This window comes from Sphaerisporangium sp. NBC_01403, assembly GCF_045040145.1.
Lineage (GTDB): Bacteria > Actinomycetota > Actinomycetes > Streptosporangiales > Streptosporangiaceae > Sphaerisporangium > Sphaerisporangium viridialbum.
On sequence record NZ_CP109534.1, the window covers coordinates 8,423,585 to 8,446,796 of the forward strand.

A 23,212-nucleotide genomic window follows, 5' to 3' on the forward strand; every position below is an offset into this window, starting at 1 on the left:
GGCACCGGATGTTCGAAACGATCGTTTCGGGTCAGTCTTGGTCCATGCTTCCCCTGAGAAGGCTTAACCCCCTGGTCGCCGGTACCGGAGTGCTGGTCGCGTCGATCATGATGGCGGTCGGCCTGATCGGTGTTCCCCTCGACACGCTTCACCTGACGATCGGCCGGTCCGCGGCGCTCGACCGCGGCCCGGCCACGGCGCTCGCGATGGTGCTGCTCGCGGCGTCCTCGCTCGGCCTGCTCGCGTGCCTGCGCGCCGTACGGGCGCCCGTGTCGGGCTGGCCCGAGCGGCTCGTGGCGGTGTGGGCGGCGTCGCTGACCGGCACGGCCCTGCTGCCGGGGACGGTGGCGGCGGACATCATGATCGTGGTGGCGCTGGTCGCCCTCGCCGGGGCCGCCGCGCTGATGGTGCGGCGGTTCGGCGACGACGAGCGCTGGCGGCCTGCGGCCCGCCCGCTGGAGTGGCTGTCGCTGGGCGCGGGCGGCGCCCTGGCCGTGCTGACCTACGTGGCCCTCCCCGGGCACCGGGTGATGGTCGGCACGGTCGAATGGTCGCTCCTCGGCATCGAGACCGCCGTCCTCGCCGTCGTGGCCGTACACCTCACCCGCATCACCTGGAGCCTCGCGGACGCCCCCTCCGCCACCCCCGCACCCGCCGTCGCCGCCATGCCGGTCGCCTTCACCTCCGCGCCCGCCATGCCCGTCGCCGCGCCCGCCATGCCCGCCGCGACCGCGGTGCCCGCCTCCGTCGCCGCCGCGACCCCGGTGCCCGTGGAGTCCGCGCCGACCGTGGTGCCCGCCCCCACGAGGAGCAGGCCGGTGAGCCCCGCGCGTACCCCGGCCAGAATGCCGGCCAGGACCCCGGCGATGAGCGCCGGCCGAGCCCTGGCGATGATGCTCGCTCCGGCCATGAAAAGCACTTCAAGCAGCGCGGGCCAGTCCACCAGGGTGCTAAGCCGACACTGATCGCCTAAGAACCCAATTCACGAAATATCACGGATGTATCAAGAAAAGCAGCCGCCACACTGCTAGTCTCATCGCCGGTCTTCGCCCTCGGCTGCCGGCCCCTGACGGCGCCCCGGCGATGACATGGCATCGAGCGGGTCCATCCGGATCACGATCTCCGCGTTGCCGGCGGTGAATGAGACGGCGAGGAGGTGTGGGGATGTCGACCGAGCTGAACTGGCTGCTTGACGACTTCGTGACGCGGGTGACGGACGTGCGGCACGCGATCATCCTGTCCAACGACGGGCTGCGCGTCGCGGCCTCCGGCAGCCTCTCGCGCGAGGACGCGGAACACCTGTCGGCCGTGGCCGCCGGCTTCCAGAGCCTCGCCAAGGGCACGAGTCTTCGTTTCGGCGGCGGCGCGGTACGGCAGACCATCGTGGAGATGGAGGCGGCCCTGCTGTTCGTCACGGCGGCGGGCAACGGAAGCTGCCTCGCGGTGATGAGCAAGATGGACGCCGACGCCGGCCTGATCGCCTACGAAATGGCCCGCCTCGTCGGCCGAGTAGGCCACCACCTGACCACCCACCCCAGAGGCACCGTCTGAGGAACGAGCCCCGCGGAAGTCGAAGCGTCGGTTCTGCGGCTGATGAGTGGGGCCGACGAGGGGAGGCTGCGTGTCTTTGGCGCGGAGACCGTTACTCGTCTGGTGCGTGATGAGCTGCTCAATTACGCGGGTGAGGACGAGCTCACCGGCGACGGCTGGGCGGCGCTCACCTTGACCCACTAGACCTGCTCGATGGACATGCGGCCGGTGTTCTGGCCGGCGTGTCGCCAGCGGGCCCAGACGGTCTTGCCGGGGCCGTCGGTGAGCGGGGTGATGCCGTGGTCGTGGGCGAGGGCGGCGACGATGGTGAGGCCGCGGCCGTGGGTCGCGTCGATGCCGAGGTCGAGGTGGCGGGGTTGACCGTTCCCATGGTCGGTGACCCGGACGCACAGCTCCCCGGCCGAAGCCCAGAGGGAGAGCCTGATCGGAGGATCGCCATAGTTGACCGCGTTCGCCAGCAGTTCACTGACGACCAGGACCACGTCGTCCGCGAGCTCGCCGAACGTCCAGGCGGTGAGGATGCCGTTGACCAGTTCGCGGGTCTTGCCGATCACTGAGAGGTCGTGAGGGAGGTCCCAGCAGACGGTACGTAGACCGTCCGGCGTTCCGGGCATCGAAACTCCTCGGGATGGGGTCAGCGCGGGTGGGTGGGGTGCCGGGAGAAGCCGGTCGGCCGTGGGGCTTGAGCGCGTTGTCCGTTCCGCTTCGCGGATGAGGTCGCGTAGTTCGTCGGCGGTGCGGGCCTGCACGATCAGCGGGCGGGGTGCGGACCAGGTGGCGATGGCGTGGAAACGTCGCGTGCCGACGCCGTACCAGATGGACCATCCGGGTTCCATCAGGTCCAACTGGTGAGCGGAGGCTCGTTCGGCGAGGTCCCATGGTTGCCGGGTGACCTTCTCGGCAGACGCCCCTTTCCGGTGCCGTCCACCCGGCCGCGTCCTGTAATCGCGTTTGTTCACGCCGCTACCCGCTGCTGGTACGGCTCGCGCTCGCCGGGTGGGACTCGCGTACCGGGAGGCCGGCCACGCCGGTACGGAACGGCAACCGCCGTCGTGGGTTCCGCCGTACGCCTGTGCCGTCCGGCCAACGCCACGTGGGACTCCAGCGAGACGTGACAGGGCTCGTGCGAGATCCCATACGGCTCGCGCCTGGGCAGCGGGCGCATCGGCATCACCGTCGGCAACCGGCCGTCCAACCCGAGACGCCGCCGCGCGCTCATCCGGGCGTCGACCTGCGCCGGAGTGGGCTGCTCCCACTCGTGACCCGGCCGGTGCGGCAGGCTCGCGGCCTCGTGGGCGTACGGCGGATGCCCACACCACCGACACCCAAGCGGCATCGGCGGCTGCCCAGCCCGCCAACGAACCCGGACAACGCGCACAGTTCTACTAGGGTTGATCACGGGTCGCACCTCCAGCGTGTGTTCAAGGGGTCCGTTCGGTCGTTTGCCGCGGCCCCGTTCAGATATCTGAACCCTTGCGGTATGCCGAGCTTCGTCAAAGCTGTCTTGATTGCCGTAATTGTCGAGATCTCGCGACTCTTCAGTCGGGTCAGACGACCCTTGCGCAACTTGGGCGAAGTGTCGGATTTTCGACGTTGTTACCGAAGTGCTTGTTCACGATTTCGTATCACCGTCACCGTTCGGCCACCATCAGTGATCGATGACGGTCACCATAGTGCTATCCCCTCAATGGATTCGCAATAGCGAAATTCATTTAGATAGATAGGTCCTATTTGGGGCCGGACCCTTATTGGCGAGTCATAGGTAGGAGGTCGGCATTGTGATGAGTCCGACTGTCAAGCGGCGACGGCTATCTCATGTACTCCGCGAACTCCGCCAGGCGGCAGAGCTCACCGCAACCGAGGCTGCGAAGCGACTTGAGTGGGACCCATCCAAGGTCGCGCGGATGGAGCGCAATCAGTGGAAGCTCCCCAACGTTCATGACATCCGCCTTCTGCTGGATCTCTACGGCGTCACGGACGAGCGCCAGCGCGACGCGTTGATCAATCTCGCCAGGGAGGCGCGCCAGCGTGGCTGGTGGGCCGACTACGAGGATGTCTTCCGCAGTTCACTGCCGGATTTCGAAGCCGGCGCCTCCGTGATCAGAACATACGAGGCATTGATCGTCCCCGGGCTCCTGCAGACGGCCGCATACGCGGGGGCGGTCTGGCGGGCGGGCCAGGTCCTTGACGAACAAGCGGATCACGTGATCGAGCGCCATGTGGAAGCCAGACTCACGCGACAGAAGATCCTCGACCGTGAGTCTCCGCCCGAACTTCTGGCCGTGATAGATGAGGCCGCGCTCGCCAGAGCCGTCGGTGGTCCAAAGGTGATGGAGGAACAACTTCAACACCTGATCAAGATGGCAGCGCGCCCAAATGTTACGGTTCAGGTGCTTCCGAACTCGGTAGGGGCACACGCCGCCATGATCGGAGGGTTTATGATCTTGGACTTCCCGTCTCCGGTAGACGACCCCAGCCTCGTATACATGGAGACAGCCACCGAGAATCTTTGGCTGGAAACGCCGGAAAAGTATCGGCGATATGCGCTGATCTACAGCCAAGTACAGGCATTGGCGCTTTCGCCAGAGGAGTCGGTGAGCCGTATGACCACCCAGATGGACGAATACAGGAAGTAGGCGGGTCACGTGGATCGAAACATGCCGCTCACCTGGCGAAAGAGCGACCGAAGTGGGGCCAATGACAACTGCGTCGAGGTAGCAGCACTCCCGGGCGGAGGACGGGCTGTTCGCGACTCGAAGGATCCAAACGGACCGATGCTGTACTTGACTAGCAGTGAATGGCAGACATTCGTTGGTGGCCTGAAGAGAGGCGACCTCACTTAACAGGCCGCGCAAGAAGGTAGGGAAGGTAGCCCGTGCTGGCCTGACCGAAGGCCTTCGCCGTCATCTAATTTTGCGAGCGACCCCGACTTGGGGTCGATAACACGCAGGCTCCTTCCGGTACCGGCTTGGGCTCCAGCCTGTGGTTCCCAAGGCGAGGCGAGGCTCCCTGGCTACCGTGGCCGCGTGTTGAGCACTTACCAGGAGGGCTGGCTGCGATGACCGTGCCGATCACTCGCCACCTGAAGTTTGGCGTCACCCTTGAGGAGACGCTCGATACGAAGATCGTGGTCTGGGGCGCCGACCCTCTCGATGCTCCCATCCGGTCCGGGGTGACCGGCCGCACGCTCGCGGAGCTCTTCGAGGAGGTCGAGGCGGTCAAGCACTTCGTCCTTGATCTGCCCGGGGATGTCCCGATTTCGGTTGAGTATGTGTACGAGATATCTGGCGTTCCGCAGGAGCTCCTCGCTTCCTACCAGGAGGAGCGCGCGCATCTTCGTCGCACTGCTTCGGACATGGCGGCACGCCTCCGGCAGGCCGGTTTGACGGAGGATGACAGCGCGGCCCTGCTAGGCCTGTCGGACATGCGCATAAGCGATCTCCAGCGCTCGTGATCCGTGTCGAAGCCCGCCTTTCCGGCGTTCCGGGTCGTTCACGGCCCCGGGTGGGTATCACACGGCTCACCACGGCACTGGGTCACGGGAGGGCTGAATAACTGCGGCCGCCGGGTGCCGCCCCCCGTGAGGAGATCACCCGCCGGCGCCCGTGCCAGGGCGCGCGGGGGTGGCTCCTATCCGGCGGCTGGGGTGAGGGTGCGGAGGGCGTGTTCGACCAGGGTCACGAGGACCACCTTGGCGGAGGCGCGGCGGCGGACGTCGCAGAGGATGACCGGGATGTCCGGGTCCAGGTCGAGCGCGATGCGGACGTCCTCGGCCTCGTGCTTGTCGGCTCCGTCGAAGCAGTTGACCGCGACGATGAACGGCGTGCCGCGCTGCTCGAAGTAGTCGATGGAGGGGAAGCAGTCGGTCAGGCGCCGCGTGTCGGCGAGGACGACCGCGCCCAGCGCGCCGTAGGAGAGCTCGTCCCACATGAACCAGAAGCGCTCCTGGCCCGGCGTGCCGAACAGGTAGACCACGAGACCCTCGCGGATCGTGATCCGCCCGAAGTCCATGGCCACCGTGGTGGTCGTCTTCCCCTCCACGCCGTCGATGTCGTCGACGCCGATGCCTCGGTCGGAGAGGACCTCTTCTGTGCGCAGAGGACGGATCTCGCTGATCGCTCCGACCAGCGTGGTCTTCCCCACGCCGAAGCCGCCCGCCACCAGGATCTTGAGGGCGACGGGCTCCTCAGAGGGCTCGTAGGCCATTGATCACTTCCTTGAGAATGCGCTCATTTGGGCGCGGTCCCGCCTGGGCGGGAGCCCGTACGCTGATCATGCCCTGGTCTTGGAGATCGCCGAGGAGAACGCGGACCACGCCGAGCGGCAGGTCGATCTCGGAGGCGATGTCCGCGACCGACATCGGCCGGTCGGCCAGCTCGAGGATGCGTTGCTCCTCGGGGCCGAGACCGGCCTCGCCAGTGTACGGAGACCCGGTCGCCGTGACCATAGCGATCAGGTCCAGATTGTCACCCGACGACCGCGTACGGCCACGGATCAGGGCATAGGGCCGTACGATCGGCCCGGCCTCCTCGTCGAGCCACTGCTCGCCGCGTGTCGTCATGACAACGTCCGCCGGGGGTTGGTGGAGATGTGCTGGCCGACGCGCTTGACCAGCATCGCCATCTCGTACGCGATGTGGCCCACGTCGGCGTCCGAGCTGCTCAGCACTGCCAGGCAGGTGCCGGTGCCGGCCGCGGTCACGAACAGGAACGCGGACTCCATCTCGACGATGGTCTGCCGCACCTCGCCGCCGCCGAAGTGGCGCCCGGCGCCGCGGGCCAGGCTCTGGAAGCCGGACGCGACCGCGGAGAGGTGCTCCGCGTCCTCCCTGCTGAAGCCCTTGGAGGCTCCGACGACGAGGCCGTCGGTGGAGAGGATGACCGCCTGGCGCACGGCGGCGACCCTGCTGATGAGATCGTCGAGGAGCCAGTTGAGTTCGCCGTTAGACGACACTTTGCCGGTCATTCGTCACCCTTCTCGCCAGTCGTCTGATGTACGTAACCCTCACTATGGTTGCGCAGCTCGTGCTTTTGGTCACGTTCGCTCGGGCGCGCGGTGGCTCCTTCGGGACTCTCGGATGCCCGGTCCTGGAGGGCATTCTCGTCGTCGTGCCTGCTCACGCGCTCGCTGGTCCGGCCCTCGTCCTCCGGCGCACCGTCTTGCGGATATTGGTCGGCCTCGGCGCGTCCTCGGCGTCCTCCTTGCTGGAAGGCGGAGAACATAGCACGAGCTTCGTCCGGAGATCGCTCGGTTTGTCCAGTAGGGCTGGATTGTCCGACCTCGGGGCGTGCGGCGGGAGGCGTGGGAGCGGCGAGGGGGCCGGTGGTCTCCCGGAGCTGCGGGGCCATGTTCGCCTGGCGCACCCGGCGCGGCAGGCCCCTGTGGCTGCCCTTGGACGTGGAGGTGCGCGTCGGCAGCGAGGGGGGATCCTCGGCGTCGGCCAGCGGCCTGCCCTGGCTCCCGATGCCGGAGGTGTCGATCGGCCCGGTGTCGGCGATGCTCGGCACGACGGTGAGCGAGGGCGTGGACTCCGGAGACCGCGCGCTCGGGGGGGTGAAGAACATCGACTTCTCGCCGGCGGGCCCGGCGGCGAGCGCCGGAGGCTGCTGCGACGCCCTGCCGGTGAGGGAGTCCCGCGCGTGCTGCGGGCCGGTCTCGGCGAGCGAGCCGGGGATCGGCGACGGTGAGCCGTCGTCGGCCACCAGTTCCTTCGGGATGAGCGCGATGGCCGTCGTGCCACCGTACGGCGACGCCCGCAGGATCACGCTCACGCCGTTGCGCGCGGCGAGCTGGCCGACGACGAACAGGCCCAGCCTGTCGCTGTCCGCCAGGTCGAACTCCGGCGGGTTGGCGAGGCGGTCGTTGATCGCGGCGTACTCCTGCGGGGTCAGGCCGAGGCCTCGGTCCTCGATCTCGACCACGAAGCCGTTGGCCACCGAGTCGCCGCGGACCTGCACGCGCGTCTGCGGGGGAGAGAACATCGTCGCGTTCTCTATCAGTTCCGCGATGAGGTGGATGAGGTCGGCGACCGCGGTGCCGCTGAGGTAGGCGTTCGGCAGGGGCATCACGTTGACCCGGGTGTAGTCCTCCACCTCGGCCACGGCGGCGCGCACGATGTCGAGCACCGGCACCGGCTTGCGCCAGGCCCGGCCGGGCGCCGCCCCGGACAGGATGATCAAGCTCTCCGCGTGGCGGCGCATGCGGGTGGTCAGGTGGTCGAGCTGGAAGAGGTCGTCCAGCGCCTCGGGCTCCCTGGCGCGACGCTGCATGGCGTCGAGCAGGGTGAGCTGGCGGTGCAGCAGGCCCTGCTTGCGGCGGGCGAGGTTGAGGAAGACCTGGCTGACGCCCCTGCGCAGGTTGGACTGGCCCACGGCCGCCTCCACGGCGGTGCGCTGCACGGAGCTGAAGGCCTGCGCGACGTCGGCGACCTCGGCGGAGTCGCCGCCGACGATCGGCGGCGCCTCGGTGTCGACGTCGACCTCCTCGCCCCCGCGCAGCCGCTCGACGACCCTCGGGAGCCGCACGTCGGCCAGTTCGCGGGCGGAGTTGCGCAGGTCGGCCAGCTCACGTACGAGGCGGCGGCCGAAGCGCACCGAGATGATGATCGACGCGACGACCGCGACGAGGCCGAGGCCGCCCGCGAGGCCGATGCGGATGAGGATGCCGGTGGCGACGCTCTTGGCGCGGTCGGCCAGGGTGGAGGACGCCTTCGCGTTCACCTGGTCGAGCATGGCCGAGAGGTTGTCGGTGATCGGCTGCCACTTGGCGAGCGAGCCCGGCAGCGGGCCGCCGGCACGGGCCTTGCCGACGAGGTCCTGCTCCATGGCGGTGAAGCGCTTGAAGGTCGGGGAGGCGAAGACCTCCTCGTACGGCGTGCGCAGCTCCTGGTCCAGCGAGGCCATGCCCTTGGCGTACTGGAGGCGCCGGTTGGCGGCCCACTCGGAGAAGGCGATGTACTCGGCGTCGGAGAGGCCGCCCGTGGCGATGGCCCCGCTCATCAGCGCGTTCTCGCGGGCGATGATCTCGCGGCCGTTGCCCATGGCCTGCATCGCCCCGGCCTGCACGTAGATCGAGAGGTCGGGCACCGACACCATGCGGTCGTACACGCGGAAGAGCGCGTCCATGATGCGGTTGTAGGACTGCGTGGTCTCCAGCCGGCTCGACTGCGCGGTGTCCACGTCGGCCCGGATGCTGGGCAGGTGCTCCAGCTCGTTGAGCAGGGACGTCAGCGCGGTCTGCATCGCGTCGGAGAGCGATCCCTCGGCTTGCTCGGCGGTGCCCGCGGCGCGGAACTCCGTGAGCGACTTGTCCGTGGCGTGCCGCTGGGTGGCGAGCCGGTTCTGGTCGCCGGCCCGCACGCTGAGGGTGCCCGCGGACAGCGCACGCTCGGCCTGGATCTGGAGCCCCAGCTCGGTTGAAGTCACGCCGATGCTCTGATAGATCGTGTTCGCACTCAGGAGCGAGATGCCATCACCGATCGTGAGATTGAGGACAAATCCCCACAAAGCGCTGAGCGACAGCAGGGGGAGGAGTAGCAAGGAAAAGATCTTGTACCGGATGGACCGCTTTCCAGAACCCATGGTCACTCCTGCATCGCTCGGAGGCTCTAGCCGCATTTAGGGGGAAATGCACCTCCGGAAGATCGCACAGAAGGCTAGCACCGATAGGCTTCCGGCGTACTGGAGGACAGATGATTACTGTGATTACGGGGGCCAGTGCGGGCATTGGTGCGGCCGCCGCCGAAGGGCTGGCCCGCGCCGGGCACGACGTCGTCCTGGTCGGACGCTCCCGCGCCAAGCTCGACGCCGTCGCCGGCCGCGTCGCGAGCGCCTCGGGCCGCCGGCCCGACATCGCCATGGCCGACTTCACCTCGTTCGAGGACGTCACCAGGCTCGCTGCCGACCTGCTCGACCGGTACGAGCGCATCGACGTGCTCGCCAACAACGCCGGGGTCATGTCGGCGAAGCGGCAGCTGACGCGCGACGGCCACGAGATCATGATCCAGGTCAACCATCTGTCGCCGTTCCTGCTGACCAACCTCCTGCTCGACCGGGTCGCCGCGTCCGGTGGCAGGGTGGTCACCACCTCCTCGGGCGCCGCGAGAACCGGCCGCCTCGACCCCGCCGACCTCGACAGGTCGGGCAGACGCTGGAGCGCCTGGCTGCAGTACGGCGACACCAAGCAGGCGAACGCGCTGTTCACGGTCGCGCTGGCCAGGCGCGGCGTGGCCGCCACGTGCTTCCACCCCGGCATCATCCGGACGGGCTTCGCCCCCGACAGCCTCTACATGAAGCTGCTGATGGTGCTTCCCGGGGTCGCGCGGACGCCCGAGCAGGGCGCGAGCACGATGGTCCACCTGGCGACCTCGCCCGACGGCACCAAGCACAGCGGGCGCTACTTCGCGGGGAACGCCCCGGCGTCGGCGACCAGGGGCATGACCGACCCCGGCCTCGCCGCCGCGCTCTGGGACGCGAGCCTCGCCGTCACCGGTCTCTCCGACGGCAAGGTCAGTTGAGCGTCGTTGACGGGTGTTCGCCGAGGCGCCATCCGTCGTTCGCCTGATTCCCAGGCGGTCTCGCTAGGGTTCGTGGGCTGTGACCGCCGCCACCGCCGCTCCCTCCGGCATCGCCGCTCCCTCCACTCGCGATCCGTTCCTGGACAACGCCAAGTACCTGGCGATCATCCTGGTGGTGACGGGACACCTCATCGAGGACCTCCGGGACGTGCCGGTCGCGCACGCGCTCTACTTCTTCGGCTACACGTTTCACATGCCGCTTTTCATCACCTTGAGCGGCTACTTATCACGAAATTTCACCTTCTCGGCGGGTAAGGCGAGGAAGCTGATCAGCGGCCTCGCCGTGCCGTACGTGATCTTCGAGCTGGTGTACTCGCTGCCGCGCCTCATCCTGTACGGGAAGCTGGACATCAGCCTGCTCGACCCGTACTACCTCACCTGGTTCCTCATGTCGCTGTTCATGTGGCGGCTGTCGACCCCGGTGTGGCAGCAGCTTCGCTGGCCGCTCGCCGTCGCGGTCGGGCTGTCGCTGCTCTCCGGCATGAGCGAGCTCCCCGACGAGCTGTCGATGAACCGCACGCTCGGACTGCTGCCCTTCTACGTCCTCGGCCTGATGCTCCGCCCCGAGCACCTGGACTTCCTCAAGCGTCCCCCGGTACGGGTGCTCGGCTCCGTCGTCCTGGCCACCGGCCTCGTCGCCGCGCTGGCCTTCCACACCGACATCGCGACCGAGTGGATCCGGTGGCGGCACAGCAACGACAAGATCGGCGTGGGCGACGTCACAGGGACCCTGATCAGGCTCGGCATGCTGTCGGCCGGCGCGCTGCTGGTGGCCGCGTTCCTCGCCGTCACCCCCTCGCGGCGCACGTGGTACTCCGGCCTCGGCGCGGCCACGATGTACGCCTACCTCCTCCACGGCCTGGTGGTGAAGGTCATGGAGAGGTACGACGACGGGCTGGCCACTCCGTGGGGCATCGCCCTGGTCGCCGCCTTCGGCGTGGTGCTCGCCACCGTGCTGTGCACGCCGCCCGTGCGCCGCCTCACCCGCTGGGCCGTGGAGCCCGACACCTCGTGGGCCTTCACGATGATCCGCCGCCCGCGGTCCTCATCACAGTGACCGGCGGTCCTCCAGCTCCCGCACGGCCCTGTACGCGGCGCTGACGGCGGCGTCCGCGTCCGCTCCGGGCACCGAGTCGGAGTTGGCGATCGCGATGCGCCCGAAGCGCCGCCGGGCGGTGTCGGCGGGGAACGGCCCGTCCGGGTAGAACGCGTCCCACGGCCGCGCGTACTCGGGGGCGTACCCGTGACCCCAGCGGTTGACGGTGAGCGCCTCGATGTCGCGGGCCGGGTCGAACCCCCAGGGGCCGAGCAGCCGGGTGAGCTGCTCCCTGACGCCGTACTCCAGCGTGCCGTACGGGGTGCCGAACAGGGCGCGGCGCCCCGCCACCGCCGCGTCCCTCGGCGCCATCCCTGGCGTGGCGGGGGTGTGGACCAGGTGGACGTTGATCGGCTCGTCCGGGCTTCTCGGGCAACGGTAGGAGCCGACGCTGACCGGCGGCGCCAGCTCGGCGGTGACCCAGTACGCCCCGGTGAAGCGGGCGCGGCGGATCCCCGCCTCCCTGAAGGCGCGCCAGTCGCGGAGCTGCGCCGTCGCGGACACGACCGGCAGCTTCACCGCCTGGCGCAGCGCCTCCTTCTGCTCCGCGGGCAGGTCGCGGACGAGGTGGGGGATCACCATGTTCCAGCAGGCCATGACCACCGCGCCCGCCCGCACGGTCCTGACCCCGTGGCCGTCGAAGTAGCCGACGGTCGCCGTCGCCGCCGTCTCGGCCGGGCCGTCGTTGCGCACGAGCACCACCGTGCTGGACAGGCGCAACCGCACGCGGTTCGCGGGACGATCCAGGCGGCCGTAGTCGAAGGACGTGGTGGTGATCTCCTCCACCGAGGCCGCCCCCGCGAACCCGGGCACCATGCGCGCGACCATCATGCGGACCAGCGCCTGGTTGCCCTCGGGGAAGCAGTACACGTCGGCGTCCTGTGCCGCCCAGCTCCTGGTCACCCTCGGGGAGTTGTACGCCGAGGGCTTGGTGCCGTCCAGCTTCAGCCCCGCGAAGCCGGGATAGGTGAAGCGGTCGGCGCCCGCCCACGCGTCGATGGCGCCCAGCGCGTCGGAACCGTAGGCCCAGGTGGTGTTGGGCATCGTCTGGCAGAACCTGACGGCGTCGGGATGCACGCGGCAGACGTCACGGAGGAAGCCCGCGTACGTCAGCCCGGCCAGCTGTTCCTTCTTCTCCTCGTCCCGCAGGCCGGGAAACCAGTCGGGGGGATCGTCGAACAGCATGACCAGGTCCTTCCTGGCCTGGACGGCGATCGGCAGCTCCGCGACCCACTGGGCGGTCGTCCTGCCCGGGTCGAGCACCACGAGCTTGTCGGCGCCGAAGGACTCCCTGTCGCAGAAGACGCCGTCGTGCATCAGCAGCCCGGGGTAGAGGTCCGGGTCGAGGTGGCCGCCGCGCGACTTCACCCCGAGCCCGGCGAGCAGGTCCTTACCGTCCGGGGACCAGGCCGAGGGCGCGTACAGCGAGCGCGAGCCGCCGTGCCCGACCAGCGGCCCGGTACGTCCGGCGGGGTGGAACTCGTTGCGGCGGGCGTGGCCGCCGACGTCGTCGTGGTTGTCGAGGATGAGCACCCGCGCGCGGGGGTCGCGCCGTGTCCAGGTGTAGGCGGCGGTGACTCCGCTGATGCCGGCGCCCACCACGACGAGGTCGTAGCTCTCCCCGGTGGGCTCGGGCGTGCCCGCGCGCTCCCAGAACCTGCCGTCGCGCAGGGCGTGCGCCACGCCGAGCGCGTCGGGGGTGTCGCCCTGGAGTCCGTGGGAGCGGGCGGGGAGCCTCGTCGCGTGCCCGGCCGCGGCGGCTCCGGCGTGCCGCGTGCGGGAGCCGAGCGCCGCGCACACGGCCACCGCCGCCACCCCGTCGAAGAAGTCCCTGCGGCTGATCTCGCGGTCCATCCCGAGCCCGCGTCCCCGCTGTACGTCACCGGATCCGGGGGGCAGCTCGGAGACGGACTCCCCGTGCTCGTGTGCTCGTCTTCCCGGAAAATCTCCGCCAAGCGGGAAATGAGCCATCATGCCGCGATCATCAGCCGGGCGGAGCGGGAAACGGAGCGTGTCGGGGAGCGCGGGCCAACTCTTTTGGCATTTATTGCGCCGACCGCACGGGTGACATCCTGCTTTGAGTGCCGATTCGCTGTTGTCGATGGGAACGCGGTGATCAGGCCGGTCGTTGGCCGGTTGAAGACGAGACGCGCGGACGTACGAATTCGCGGTGAAGTGCTGTTCGGCACTCGCTCCGCTGATGATGTAACGCGGCGAACGGGGTAACGTTCGCGTTCACGGTCGATGTGCGGCGACGGGGTGTGTACGGGTGGTCGGCAGGCAGGGCAGGGTGACCGGCAGGATCGGGCCGGGCCTTGTGGGCGAGGTGATGGTGCCGATACGCGGGGGCGTCGAGGCCTTCTACGCCCATCCGACGGTTCCCGACGAGGAGATCCCGGTAGGGACGATCATCGTCGTCGTCGACTATTCGCCGCCGCGCACGGTCTACGTGGCACGCGCGATCGTCTGACTCTTCCTCTCCCCCCTCATTTTCGGAGGTCTCCATGACCACCACGGAGCTGGCCATCTGGGCCGGCGGTGTCATCGTCCTGCTCGTCGTCATCATTCTTCTGTTCAAGGCGGTCTGGCGCATCGCCGAGCCGAACGAGGCGCTGATCATCTCCGGCCTCGGTGCGCACACGAGGAACGAGCTCGCGGACAGCCTGGGCTTCAAGATAATCACGGGTAAGGGCGCGGCCGTGCTGCCCGGGTTCCAGACGGCGCGGCGGCTGCGGCTCGACAGCCGGGCCACCAACCTCCAGGTCAACTGCGTGACCCAGCAGGGCATCCCCGTGCAGGTGCGCGGCGTGATCATCTACAAGGTCGGCGACGACTTCGTCTCGATCGCCAACGCCGCCCGCCGCTTCCTCGACCAGCAGGACAGCATGAACGGCGCGATCCACGAGCTCTTCACCGGCCACCTGCGCTCGATCATCGGCAACCTGACCGTCGAGGACCTCATCCTCAACCGCGAGCGGCTGACCGGCGAGACCCGCAGCAGCGCCGCCGACGAGATGAGCAAGCTCGGCCTGGTGGTCGACTCCCTCCAGATCCAGGAGATCGACGACGAGACGGGCTACATCCTCAACCTCGGCAAGCCGCACGCCGCCAGGGTCGCCGCCTCGGCCCGCATCGCCGAGGCCCAGCGCGACCAGGAGGCCACCGAGGCCGAGCAGGTCGCCGCGGCCAAGAAGGCCGGAGCCGTCCGCGAGTCGCAGATCCAGCAGGCCGGATACCAAGCGGAGATCGACCAGGCCGCCGCCAAGTCGCGCCAGGCCGGCCCGCTGTCCGAGGCGACCGCGCGCCAGGAGGTCGTCGTCCAGGAGACCCGCGCCGCCGAGCTGGAGGCCCAGCTCGCCGAGCAGCGGCTGCAGTCCCAGGTGCGCAAGCCGGCCGACGCCAGGGCGTACGAGACGGTGACGCTGTCGCAGGCCGAGCGCGACGCCCGCATCGCCCAGGCGGAGGCCGAGGCCAAGGAGACCGAGCTGCGCGCCGCCGCGCAGGCATCGCAGGTCAAGCAGGCCGCCGCGGCCGAGGCCGAGTCCGTGCGGCTCCGCGCCGAGGCGGCCGGCGCCGCCTCTCGCGCCACCGGTGAGGGCGAGGCGGCGGCGGCGCAGGCGCGCGGCCTCGCGGAGGCCGAGGCGGCCAAGGCACGCGGTCTGGCCGACGCGGAGGCGGCGAGGGCCAAGGGTCTGGCCGAGGCCGATTCCATCAGGGCCCGCTCGCAGGCGCTGGCCGAGAACCAGGAGGCGGTCATCGCCCAGCAGCTCGCCGAGAACTGGCCGGCGATCGTCGAGGCGGGCTCGAAGGCGTTCGGCAACATCGACCACATGGTCGTCCTGAACGGCGCCCAGGGCGTGGAAGAGCTGCTCGCCAAGGCGCTCACGCTCGGCGGCACCGGGCTCGGCCTCGCCCGCTCCCTCCTGTCCGGCGCCACGCCGCCCAGCCTGAACGGCACCGAGCCGGTGGCGGACAAGTCCCTCGACGCAAGCTGAGGCATCGAAAGTGGTCCAGCGTTCCGGCGGCGAAGTGGATCTGATCGCCGGTCCAATGGCTGCCTAGCATGGGGCTCATGACGACGAACGCCAATGCCAGGGCGGCCGCGCTGCGTGCGCTGCACGTGCCGGGAAGCCCGCTCGTGCTGCCGAACATCTGGGACGCCGCCTCGGCGCGCGCGGTGGTGGCGGCCGGGTTCCCGGTCGTCGCCACCGGCAGCGCGGCGGTCGCCCCGGTCCTCGGGTACGAGGACGGCGAGACGACCCCGCCCGGCGTGATGTTCGAGGCGGTGGCGCGCATCGCGCGCGCGGTGCCGGTGCCGGTCACCGCCGACCTGGAGCGGGGGTACGGGCTCGCGCCCGCCGAGCTGGTCGAACGGCTGGCGGACACCGGTGCGGTGGGGCTCAACCTGGAGGACTCCGACCCCGCCACCGGCACGATGGTCGACGCGGGGAAGCAGGCGGACTTCCTGGCCGCGGTGCGGGCCGCCGCGGCGGACGCGGGCGTCGACCTGGTACTCAACGCGCGGGTCGACACCTTCGCCCACGGCGAGGGCACGCAGGCCCAGCGGCTCGCAGAGGCGGTAGAGCGCGGGCGCGGCTACCTCCGGGCGGGAGCCGACTGCGTGTACCCCATCCTCGCCTCGGATCCCGACGTCATCCGGGTGCTCGCGGACGAGATCGGCGGGCCGGTCAACGTGCTGTTCCGGCCCGGCGTCCCGTCCCTCACCGAGCTCGGCGCGCTGGGCGTCGCGCGGGTGAGCTTCGGGCACGGCCTGCACGCCGCCGCCCAGGCGCACCTGGCCACGATGCTCACCGCGATCGGCTCCGGCGCCAGCCCGTACGACGCGTAGAGCCGTTTCTCCCACTCGTCCCGGAGGTTGGAGTTCTTCCCCGCGGGGGAGGTACGGGCAGAAAGCGCGGTGTGCCCCCCGACGGCAACGGTGTTGATTCGCCGAGTTGATGCGGGCGGGGGCGAAATGGGGATCAGCGGTTTCCTGGGTCGGTGGCCGGTGCTTCGGCAGCTCACCGGCCCCGACCCGTGCGGACTGGGCGCGGCGGTCAGGTCACCCAGGACCGACGCGCTGAGGTCCCGCGTGTCCACCGCCGACCGGGTGGTGAAGTCCGTCTGCCCGTACTGCGCCGTGGGCTGCGGGCAGGACGTCTACGTGCGCGACGAGAAGGTCGTCCAGATCGAGGGCGACCCGGACTCCCCGATCAGCCGGGGCAGGCTCTGCCCCAAGGGCTCGGCGACGCTCCAGCTCACCACCGGCCCTGGCCGCGAGCGCGGGGTGCTGTACCGCAGGCCGTACGCCACCGAGTGGGAGCAGCTCGACCTCGACACCGCCATGGAGATGGTCGCCGACCGGGTGGTGCGCACCCGGCGGGAGACCTGGCAGGAGGAGTGCGACGGCAGGCGCGTGGCCAGGACCATGGGCATCGCCAGCCTCGGCGGCGCCACCCTGGACAACGAGGAGAACTACCTCATCAAGAAGCTGATGACCGGGCTCGGCGTCGTGCAGGTGGAGAACCAGGCCCGGGTCTGCCACAGCTCGACGGTTACCGGTCTCGGCACCTCCTTCGGCCGGGGCGGCTCGACCACGTTCATGCAGGACCTGCAGCACTCCGACTGCATCATCATCGAGGGCTCCAACTTCGCGGAGGCGCACCCGGTCGGCTTCCAGTGGGTGATGGAGGCCAAGCTGCGCGGCGCCACGATCATCCACGTGGACCCGCGCTTCAGCCGTACGAGCGCCCTGGCCGACCTGTACGTGCCGATTCGCGCGGGCACCGACATCGCGTTCCTCGGGGCGATCGTCAACCACGTGCTGACGGAGGGGAAGGACTTCCGCGAGTACGTCCTCAACTACACCAACGCCGCGACCATCGTGTCCGACGACTTCCTGGACAGTGAGGACCTCGACGGCATCTTCTCGGGATGGAACCCCGAGACGCGCATGTACGACGTCACGAGCTGGCAGTACAAGGGGCCGCAGGTGCAGGCGGTCTCGGGCCGGCGGCTGAGCCTGGACGCCTACCACATGCCCGGCAGGAGCGAGGCGCACGGCTCGGGCGGCGCCCCGGTGACCCCGCACCCCGAGTGGGACGAGACGCTCACCAACCCCCGCTGTGTCTACCAGATACTCAAGCGGCACTTCGCGCGCTACACCCCCGAGGTCGTCGAGGAGACCTGCGGGATCCCGCGCGAGACCTTCATGAAGGTCTGCGACGCGCTGACCTCCAACTCCGGGCGCGACCGCACCAGCGCCTTCGCGTACGCGGTGGGGTGGACGCAGCACACCGTCGGCACGCAGTACATCCGGACGGCGAGCATCCTGCAGCTGCTGCTGGGCAACATCGGGCGGCCGGGCGGCGGCATCATGGCGCTGCGCGGGCACGCCAGCATCCAGGGCTCCAGCGACATTCCCACGCTCTACAACCTGCTGCCCGGCTACATCCCGATGCCGTACGCGCACACCGACGAGAACCTCGACGAATTCGTGGACGTCATCAGCACCCAGAAGGGCTTCTGGGCCGAGGCCAGGTCGTACGTGATCAGCCTGCTCAAGGCGTACTACGGGGACGCGGCCACCGCTGAGAACCAATTCTGCTTCGGGCACCTGCCCCGGCTGACCGGCTCGCACAGCACCTACGACACGGTCATGGCGCAGCTCGAAGGCGTGTGCAAGGGCTACTTCCTGTTCGGCGAGAACCCCGCCGTCGGATCGGCGAACACCCGGCTGCAGCGGCTCGGCATGGCGAACCTGGAATGGCTGGTGGTGCGCGACTTCGTGCTCATCGAGTCGGCGACCTGGTGGAAGGACGGCCTGGAGATCCAGAGCGGCGAGCTGCGCACCGACCAGATCGGCACCGAGGTCTTCTTCTTCCCCGCGGCCTCGCACACCGAGAAGAGCGGCACGTTCACCAACACCAACCGGCTGCTCCAGTGGCACAACGAGGCCGTCGCGCCGAGCGGCGACTGCCGCAGCGACCTGTGGTTCGTCTACCACCTCGGGCGGATGGTCAAGGAGCGGCTGGCGGACTCCGCCGCGCCCAGCGACCGCGCGATCCTTGACCTGACCTGGGACTACCCGGTGGAGAGCGAGATCGCCGAGCCGAGCGCCGAGGCGGTGCTCCAGGAGGTCAACGGGTACGGCCCGGACGGGCGCCTGCTGTCGTCCTACACCGAGCTGCGCGGCGACGGGTCGACCTCCTGCGGCTGCTGGATCTACTGCGGGGTGTTCGCGGACGAGGTGAACCAGGCGGCCCGCCGCAAGCCGCACACCGAGCAGAGCTGGGTGTCGCACGAGTGGGGCTGGGCCTGGCCGCTCAACCGGCGCACCCTGTACAACCGCGCCTCGGCCGACCCCGAGGGGAACCCGTGGAGCGCGCGCAAGGCGTACGTCTGGTGGGACGCGGAGCAGGGCCGGTGGACCGGGCACGACATCCCGGACTTCATCGCCGACCGACCGCCCGGCTACCGGCCGCCGCACGACGCCGTGGGCACCGACGCGCTGTCGGGAATCGACCCGTTCATCATGCAGGGCGACGGCAAGGGCTGGCTGTACGCGCCGGCCGGGCTCATGGACGGGCCGCTGCCGACCCACTACGAGCCGCAGGACACCCCCTGCGACAACCCGCTCTACCGCACGCACCGGAGCAATCCCGCGCGGCTGACGTACGACCGTCCTGGCAACCGCTACCACCCGCCGGGCAGCGAGGTCTATCCGTACGTCGTCACCACCTACCGGCTCACCGAGCACTTCACGGCGGGCGGCATGAGCCGCTGGCTGCCCTACCTCGCCGAGCTCCAGCCGGAGATGTTCTGCGAGATCTCGCCGGCGCTCGCCGAGGAGCGCACGCTGGAGCACGGCGGCTGGGCCACCATCATCACGGCCCGGGGCGCGATCGAGGCGAAGGTCATGGTGACCGACAGGATCCCCTCGCTGCGCATGAACGGCCGTGTCGTCCACCAGATCGGCCTGCCGTACCACTACGGGCCGAACGGCTGCGCCACCGGCGACCCGGCGAACGAGCTGGCGCCCATCGTGCTCGACCCGAACGCCGACATCCAGGAGGACAAGGCGTTCACCGCGGACATCCAGCCAGGACGGCGCCCACGCGGCGCCGGCCTGCCGCGGCTGGTGGAGACGTACCGCCGCCGGGCCGGCATCACCGAGCCCGCCCACCAGGAGGTCTGAGGAGATGACCGTGCGATCGATCCCGGTGGCCACGAGGCTGCCCGAGGTTCAGGAGGAGACCGGCTACGCGGAGCATCCGCCCCGCATGGGGTTCTTCACCGACACCTCCGTGTGCATCGGATGCAAGGCGTGCGAGGTGGCCTGCAAGGAGTGGAACCAGCTCCCGGCGGACCCGCCGTTCGAGTTCACCGGCCTGTCCTTCGACAACACCGAGCAGCTTTCAGGGTCCACCTATCGGCACGTCGCCTTCATCGAGCAGCGCAAGCCCATCAAGAAGCCCGCCGACTCCGGCGACCAGGGCGCCGGCGACCTGCGCTGGCTGATGGCCTCCGACGTGTGCAAGCACTGCACCGACGCCGCCTGCCTCGACGTCTGCCCGACCGGCTCGCTCTTCCGCACGGAGTTCGGCACCGTGGTCGTGCAGCAGGACATCTGCAACGGCTGCGGCTACTGCGTGTCCGCCTGCCCGTACGGCGTGATCGACAAGCGCGAGGGCGACGGCCGGGTGTTCAAGTGCACCATGTGCTACGACCGGCAGGTCGACGACCTCACCCCCGCCTGCGCCAAGGCCTGCCCCACCGAGTCCATCCAGTACGGGCCGCTGGACGAACTGCTGCAGCGCGCCGCCGCCCGCGTCCAGGAGCTGCGCCAGGACGGCGTCGCCGACGCCCGCCTCTACGGTCACGACCCCGAGGACGGGGTCCGGGGCAACGGCGCCTTCTTCCTGCTGCTCGACGAGCCCGAGGTGTACGGCCTGCCCCCGGCCCCGAAGGACACGACGCGCGACCTCGACTCGATGTGGCGGCACGCGGCCGTCGCCGCGCTGACCCTGGCCTGCGGTGTCGCCACCGCCTTCGCCGTTGGACCCCGATGAGCCGCGCCCGGACCGGCAAGGAGAGTGAAATGACCACGCGAGGCCGTGTTGATGGCCAGGCGACGCGGATGGCGGACGAGATCGTCTCGTACTACAACCGCCCGATCCTGAAGGCGCCGACCTGGCGCGAGGCGAACATCGGCGGCTACCTCTACCTGGGAGGCCTGGCCGGGGCCTCGTCGGTGTTCGCCGCCGGAGGCCAGCTCACCGGGCGTCCGGGGCTCGCGCGGGCCGGCAAGGTCGCCGCGCTCGCCGGGATCACGCTGTCGATGGTGCTGCTCGTCGAGGATCTCGGACGGCCGGCGCGCTTCCTGCACATGCTCCGCACCTTCAAGCCCACCTCGCCGATGAACGTCGGCTCGTGGCTGCTGGCCGCGTACGCGCCGCTGGTCGGGATCAGCATGCTCCCCGATGTCACCGGGCGGTTCCCGCTCGCCGGTCGCGCGGCGTGCTACGGGGCCGCGGTGATCGGCCCGGCGATCACGACGTACACGGCCGTGCTGGTGAGCGACACCGCCGTGCCCGCCTGGCACGAGGGCTACCGGGAGATGCCGTTCCTGTTCGCCGGCTCGGCCACGGCCACGGCGGCGGGCGCCGCCATGATCGCGGCGCCGTCCTCGGAGAACGCCCCCGCGCGCCGCGCCGCCGTCTTCGGCACCGCGCTGGAGTTGGCCGCTGGGCGGCTGATGCGCCGCCGCCTCGGCATGATCGCCGAGTCCTACGAGCGGGGACGCGCGGGCACCCTGCTGCGCGCGGGAGAGGCGCTGGCCGTGGCGGGGGCGACCGGGGCGGTGCTGGCCGGGCGGAGGCGCTCCGTCGCCGTGCTCTCGGGGATGGCTCTCATGGCGGCGTCGGCCTGCGTACGTCTCAGCGTGTTCTCCGCGGGGGTCGCCTCGGCCAAGGACCCCCGCTACACCGTCGTCCCGCAGCGCGCCCGAGCCGCCGCGGTGACGGCCGGGCGCTCGTGAGCGGTCGGGAGGACGCGAAGGCCCCGGGCCGTCCGTGTCGGGCGGCCCGGGGCGGGGTGGAGGCTACTTGGCGGCGGCCCAGTCGACCCTGTCGACGGTGTCGTTGGTGGCCGCCGGCTCTTCGAGGGAGCGCCCCTTCTTCAGTGAGCGGCTGAGCGCGGGCGGGTCGATGTTGATGAGCTTCGCCTTGTAGTCGGTGTTGTTGACCCAGGAGGAGATGTTGTTGGCCGCGCTGGGTCGCCCGGCCACGCCGCCGGCGATGGGCAGCTTGCTGAGGTCCACCTGGTGGCCCGCTCCGATGCCGTAGGCCGGACCCTTGTGGCCGTAGTCGCGGTAGAGGCACAGTGTCTTCGCCGGGCACTGCTCGCCGTCGGTCAGCTTGACCACGCCCGGAGGCAGCGGCGTTTCCGTGACGGGAGCCAGCGGTGTGTCGGTGACGGGAGTTTCGTCAACCGGCGCGGCCATGGCCGACGCGGCCGGGAGCGAGAACGCGGTAACGGCCGCGAAGGCAGCCGTTCCCAAACTGATCACGACACGATTGGTCACGATTTCTCCCCTGCTATCGAATGACGTCGGTCCGACCGGGCCGCTGCGTCTGAAGGGATGTCCCTCCGGGCCGGCCCGGCCGTTCCTCATGCGTCAGCCATTAGACACGGAGAGTATGTGATTGCCCGCGCACGGTGAGCGCGAGCCGTTGGATGTTTGCCGCCGCCATCCCCTCGGTTGGCGTGCGTGTGAAGGAGGCGGATGCCCGTTCCGGGCAGATCCCCGCAACTCCGTCAGCGGCGCCAGGCTGGACGGGGCGACCGCCGCCTTGCGGCGGATCTCACGATGCTTCGGCGCCTGTGTGCGGTAATGCGGCGTGGCTGGTGTTAGTTAATTGTGATTCGATGGCGCTTTTGAAAGATTTTATTTCCTGATATAATGCCAAAATCTGTATGTAGTGTCCTTTGCGTGAATCACGATGGAGAACCAAGCCAGACCGCGCTCATGGCCGCCGCCGCGCGGGCCGCGCATCTGATCGTCGACGACGAGCCGAGGATCTTCGCCGACACTCTGGCGTACGAGCTGCTGGGAGATCGGGCCGAGGAGCTCGTCGGCTACCACCGCGCTCATGGCACGCATGTCATCCTCGCGGGCGCTCGCGCGGCCGCCGTCACCCGGAGCCGCTACACCGAGGACCGCCTGGCCGAGGCGGTTGGCGGGGGCATCCGCCAGTACGTCATCCTCGGCGCGGGCCTCGACTCGTACGCCTACCGGGCGGCCGGCGGCTCGTACGTAGATCATCCGGAGCCGGACGGCCAGGTCCGGGTTCAGGTGTTCGAGGTCGACCATCCGGCCACGCAGCGGTGGAAGATCCGGCTGCTGGAGGACACGGGGGTCGCGGTGCCGGGAACCGTCACCTTCGTCCCCCTCGACTTCGAGACCGAGTCGCTGCTGGACCGTCTCGTCGCCCACGGGTTCGATCCGTCCCGGCCCGCGTTCGTGAGCTGGCTCGGCGTCACGATGTACCTCACCCGTGAGGCCATCGGGCAGACCCTGACCGTGATCGGCGGCTTCGCGCCCGGCACCGAGGTCGTCGCCGACAGCATGCTCCCCGAGGACCTGCGGGACGAGGCGGGTCAGGCGTACGTCGAGGCCGTGATGCCGGTCTCGGCCGGGGGCGGCGAACCCTGGCTGACCTTCCTCGGCCCCGACGGCATGGCCTCTCTGCTGAAGGCGCACGGCTTCGACGTCGTCGAGCACGCCCGCCAGCGCGACGCGATCGACGCCTCCTTGTGGGACAGATCCGACGCGCTCCGGCCCTATGACCTGTCCCTGCTCACCCACGCGAGGGTGCCGGGGCGCGTCCCGTCCGACGGCACGGCGGAACCCATGGTGTGACCCGGCCCAGCAGCTCGCCTACCTGCAGCGATAGTCATCCGGATATCGTGTCGATGGTCATACCGAT

21 protein-coding genes are annotated in these 23,212 nt (G+C 69.7%); 14 read left to right on the plus strand and 7 right to left on the minus strand.

The genetic code is table 11. The annotated features are described in order from the left end of the window. Positions 1–44 precede the first annotated feature (44 nt). Together OG589_RS37900 and OG589_RS37905 are read left to right on the plus strand one after the other, a co-directional pair. Entirely contained in the window at positions 45–965 is a 921-nt protein-coding gene (locus OG589_RS37900) for a hypothetical protein (RefSeq protein WP_405143269.1), read from the plus strand. 199 nt (positions 966–1,164) lie between these two features. Continuing rightward, positions 1,165–1,551 (plus strand): roadblock/LC7 domain-containing protein, encoded by a 387-nt coding sequence (locus OG589_RS37905; protein ID WP_405143271.1) that lies wholly within the window; start codon positions 1,165–1,167, stop codon positions 1,549–1,551. A 179-nt stretch (positions 1,552–1,730) separates the two neighbouring features. On the opposite strand, the gene OG589_RS37910 is transcribed toward OG589_RS37905, so the two are convergent. Then, positions 1,731–2,387, minus strand: coding sequence for an ATP-binding protein (locus OG589_RS37910; RefSeq protein WP_405152208.1), 657 nt, complete (start codon positions 2,385–2,387; stop codon positions 1,731–1,733). A gap of 945 nt (positions 2,388–3,332) precedes the next feature. Between OG589_RS37910 and OG589_RS37915 the strand changes: the two genes are divergently transcribed. The 3 genes from OG589_RS37915 (at position 3,333) to OG589_RS37925 (ending at position 5,005) form a co-directional block, all read left to right on the plus strand. Then, entirely contained in the window at positions 3,333–4,187 is an 855-nt protein-coding gene (locus tag OG589_RS37915; protein ID WP_405143273.1) for a helix-turn-helix domain-containing protein, read from the plus strand. A gap of 21 nt (positions 4,188–4,208) precedes the next feature. Then, the gene (locus tag OG589_RS37920) at positions 4,209–4,394 is read left to right on the plus strand and encodes a DUF397 domain-containing protein (protein ID WP_405143275.1); all 186 of its coding nucleotides are present in this window, start codon (positions 4,209–4,211) and stop codon (positions 4,392–4,394) included. A gap of 215 nt (positions 4,395–4,609) precedes the next feature. Further along, on the plus strand, positions 4,610–5,005 hold the full coding sequence (locus tag OG589_RS37925) for a hypothetical protein (protein WP_405143277.1): 396 nt from the start codon (positions 4,610–4,612) through the stop codon (positions 5,003–5,005). A gap of 176 nt (positions 5,006–5,181) precedes the next feature. Here the strand turns inward: OG589_RS37925 and OG589_RS37930 are convergent, their stop codons facing one another. From OG589_RS37930 to OG589_RS37945, 4 genes are read right to left on the minus strand one after another with little or no spacing between them, the layout of a single operon-like run. Continuing rightward, on the minus strand, positions 5,182–5,757 hold the full coding sequence (locus tag OG589_RS37930; RefSeq protein ID WP_358552919.1) for an ATP/GTP-binding protein: 576 nt from the start codon (positions 5,755–5,757) through the stop codon (positions 5,182–5,184). After that, complete coding sequence (locus OG589_RS37935; RefSeq protein WP_358552921.1) at positions 5,738–6,112, minus strand: DUF742 domain-containing protein; 375 nt, start codon at positions 6,110–6,112, stop codon at positions 5,738–5,740. Before OG589_RS37935 ends, OG589_RS37930 begins: the two co-directional genes overlap by 20 nt. Next, the gene (locus OG589_RS37940; protein ID WP_358552923.1) at positions 6,109–6,516 is read right to left on the minus strand and encodes a roadblock/LC7 domain-containing protein; all 408 of its coding nucleotides are present in this window, start codon (positions 6,514–6,516) and stop codon (positions 6,109–6,111) included. The genes OG589_RS37935 and OG589_RS37940 overlap by 4 nt, the downstream gene beginning before the upstream one ends. Then, on the minus strand, positions 6,513–8,975 hold the full coding sequence (locus OG589_RS37945; protein ID WP_405143280.1) for a nitrate- and nitrite sensing domain-containing protein: 2,463 nt from the start codon (positions 8,973–8,975) through the stop codon (positions 6,513–6,515). The genes OG589_RS37940 and OG589_RS37945 overlap by 4 nt, the downstream gene beginning before the upstream one ends. 266 nt (positions 8,976–9,241) lie before the next feature. Between OG589_RS37945 and OG589_RS37950 the strand changes: the two genes are divergently transcribed. Further along, positions 9,242–10,066, plus strand: coding sequence for an SDR family NAD(P)-dependent oxidoreductase (locus OG589_RS37950; RefSeq protein WP_405143282.1), 825 nt, complete (start codon positions 9,242–9,244; stop codon positions 10,064–10,066). Positions 10,067–10,145: 79 nt separating this feature from the next. Beyond that, entirely contained in the window at positions 10,146–11,183 is a 1,038-nt protein-coding gene (locus tag OG589_RS37955) for an acyltransferase family protein (RefSeq protein ID WP_405143284.1), read from the plus strand. Here OG589_RS37955 and OG589_RS37960 read toward each other — a convergent pair. After that, a complete protein-coding gene (locus OG589_RS37960) occupies positions 11,175–13,076 on the minus strand; it encodes an NAD(P)-binding protein (protein ID WP_405143286.1) in 1,902 nt (633 codons plus the stop codon). The two genes, OG589_RS37955 and OG589_RS37960, sit on opposite strands and share 9 nt — an antisense overlap. A 415-nt stretch (positions 13,077–13,491) precedes the next feature. Here OG589_RS37960 and OG589_RS37965 point away from each other — a divergent pair, with 415 nt between their 5' ends. The 6 genes from OG589_RS37965 (at position 13,492) to nrfD (ending at position 21,261) form a co-directional block, all read left to right on the plus strand. Next, on the plus strand, positions 13,492–13,692 hold the full coding sequence (locus OG589_RS37965; RefSeq protein WP_405143288.1) for a hypothetical protein: 201 nt from the start codon (positions 13,492–13,494) through the stop codon (positions 13,690–13,692). Positions 13,693–13,726: 34 nt separating this feature from the next. Further along, positions 13,727–15,217 (plus strand): SPFH domain-containing protein, encoded by a 1,491-nt coding sequence (locus OG589_RS37970; protein WP_405143290.1) that lies wholly within the window; start codon positions 13,727–13,729, stop codon positions 15,215–15,217. Between the two features lie 77 nt (positions 15,218–15,294). Then, positions 15,295–16,071 carry an isocitrate lyase/phosphoenolpyruvate mutase family protein gene (locus tag OG589_RS37975; protein WP_405143292.1) on the plus strand — a complete coding sequence of 259 codons (777 nt, stop codon included), beginning with the start codon at positions 15,295–15,297 and terminating at the stop codon, positions 16,069–16,071. Positions 16,072–16,197: 126 nt separating this feature from the next. Next, entirely contained in the window at positions 16,198–19,419 is a 3,222-nt protein-coding gene (gene fdh / locus OG589_RS37980; protein WP_405143294.1) for a formate dehydrogenase, read from the plus strand. Positions 19,420–19,504: 85 nt separating this feature from the next. Continuing rightward, positions 19,505–20,293, plus strand: coding sequence for a 4Fe-4S dicluster domain-containing protein (locus tag OG589_RS37985; protein ID WP_405152209.1), 789 nt, complete (start codon positions 19,505–19,507; stop codon positions 20,291–20,293). A 29-nt stretch (positions 20,294–20,322) separates the two neighbouring features. Further along, positions 20,323–21,261, plus strand: coding sequence for an NrfD/PsrC family molybdoenzyme membrane anchor subunit (gene nrfD / locus OG589_RS37990; RefSeq protein ID WP_405143296.1), 939 nt, complete (start codon positions 20,323–20,325; stop codon positions 21,259–21,261). Between the two features lie 63 nt (positions 21,262–21,324). On the opposite strand, the gene OG589_RS37995 is transcribed toward nrfD, so the two are convergent. Then, complete coding sequence (locus tag OG589_RS37995) at positions 21,325–21,807, minus strand: peptidase inhibitor family I36 protein (protein WP_405143298.1); 483 nt, start codon at positions 21,805–21,807, stop codon at positions 21,325–21,327. A gap of 408 nt (positions 21,808–22,215) precedes the next feature. On the opposite strand from OG589_RS37995, the gene OG589_RS38000 reads away from it, so the two are divergent. Further along, positions 22,216–23,145 (plus strand): class I SAM-dependent methyltransferase, encoded by a 930-nt coding sequence (locus OG589_RS38000; protein ID WP_405143300.1) that lies wholly within the window; start codon positions 22,216–22,218, stop codon positions 23,143–23,145. Positions 23,146–23,212: the final 67 nt, after the last annotated feature.

Excerpts from the sequence above, each read along its gene's own strand:
- OG589_RS37915 (WP_405143273.1), top strand. The coding sequence starts at position 3,333 with ATGAGTCCGACTGTCAAGCGGCGACGGCTATCTCATGTACTCCGCGAA.
- OG589_RS37900 (WP_405143269.1), top strand. The coding sequence starts at position 45 with ATGCTTCCCCTGAGAAGGCTTAACCCCCTGGTCGCCGGTACCGGAGTG.
- OG589_RS37975 (WP_405143292.1), top strand. The coding sequence starts at position 15,295 with ATGACGACGAACGCCAATGCCAGGGCGGCCGCGCTGCGTGCGCTGCAC.
- OG589_RS37925 (WP_405143277.1), top strand. The coding sequence starts at position 4,610 with ATGACCGTGCCGATCACTCGCCACCTGAAGTTTGGCGTCACCCTTGAG.
- OG589_RS37960 (WP_405143286.1), bottom strand. The coding sequence starts at position 13,076 with ATGGACCGCGAGATCAGCCGCAGGGACTTCTTCGACGGGGTGGCGGCG.
- OG589_RS37970 (WP_405143290.1), top strand. The coding sequence starts at position 13,727 with ATGACCACCACGGAGCTGGCCATCTGGGCCGGCGGTGTCATCGTCCTG.
- OG589_RS37910 (WP_405152208.1), bottom strand. The coding sequence starts at position 2,387 with ATGGAACCCGGATGGTCCATCTGGTACGGCGTCGGCACGCGACGTTTC.
- fdh (WP_405143294.1), top strand. The coding sequence starts at position 16,198 with ATGGGGATCAGCGGTTTCCTGGGTCGGTGGCCGGTGCTTCGGCAGCTC.
- OG589_RS37950 (WP_405143282.1), top strand. The coding sequence starts at position 9,242 with ATGATTACTGTGATTACGGGGGCCAGTGCGGGCATTGGTGCGGCCGCC.
- OG589_RS37935 (WP_358552921.1), bottom strand. The coding sequence starts at position 6,112 with ATGACGACACGCGGCGAGCAGTGGCTCGACGAGGAGGCCGGGCCGATC.
- OG589_RS37940 (WP_358552923.1), bottom strand. The coding sequence starts at position 6,516 with ATGACCGGCAAAGTGTCGTCTAACGGCGAACTCAACTGGCTCCTCGAC.
- OG589_RS37905 (WP_405143271.1), top strand. The coding sequence starts at position 1,165 with ATGTCGACCGAGCTGAACTGGCTGCTTGACGACTTCGTGACGCGGGTG.
- OG589_RS37920 (WP_405143275.1), top strand. The coding sequence starts at position 4,209 with ATGCCGCTCACCTGGCGAAAGAGCGACCGAAGTGGGGCCAATGACAAC.
- nrfD (WP_405143296.1), top strand. The coding sequence starts at position 20,323 with ATGACCACGCGAGGCCGTGTTGATGGCCAGGCGACGCGGATGGCGGAC.
- OG589_RS37985 (WP_405152209.1), top strand. The coding sequence starts at position 19,505 with ATGGGGTTCTTCACCGACACCTCCGTGTGCATCGGATGCAAGGCGTGC.
- OG589_RS37930 (WP_358552919.1), bottom strand. The coding sequence starts at position 5,757 with ATGGCCTACGAGCCCTCTGAGGAGCCCGTCGCCCTCAAGATCCTGGTG.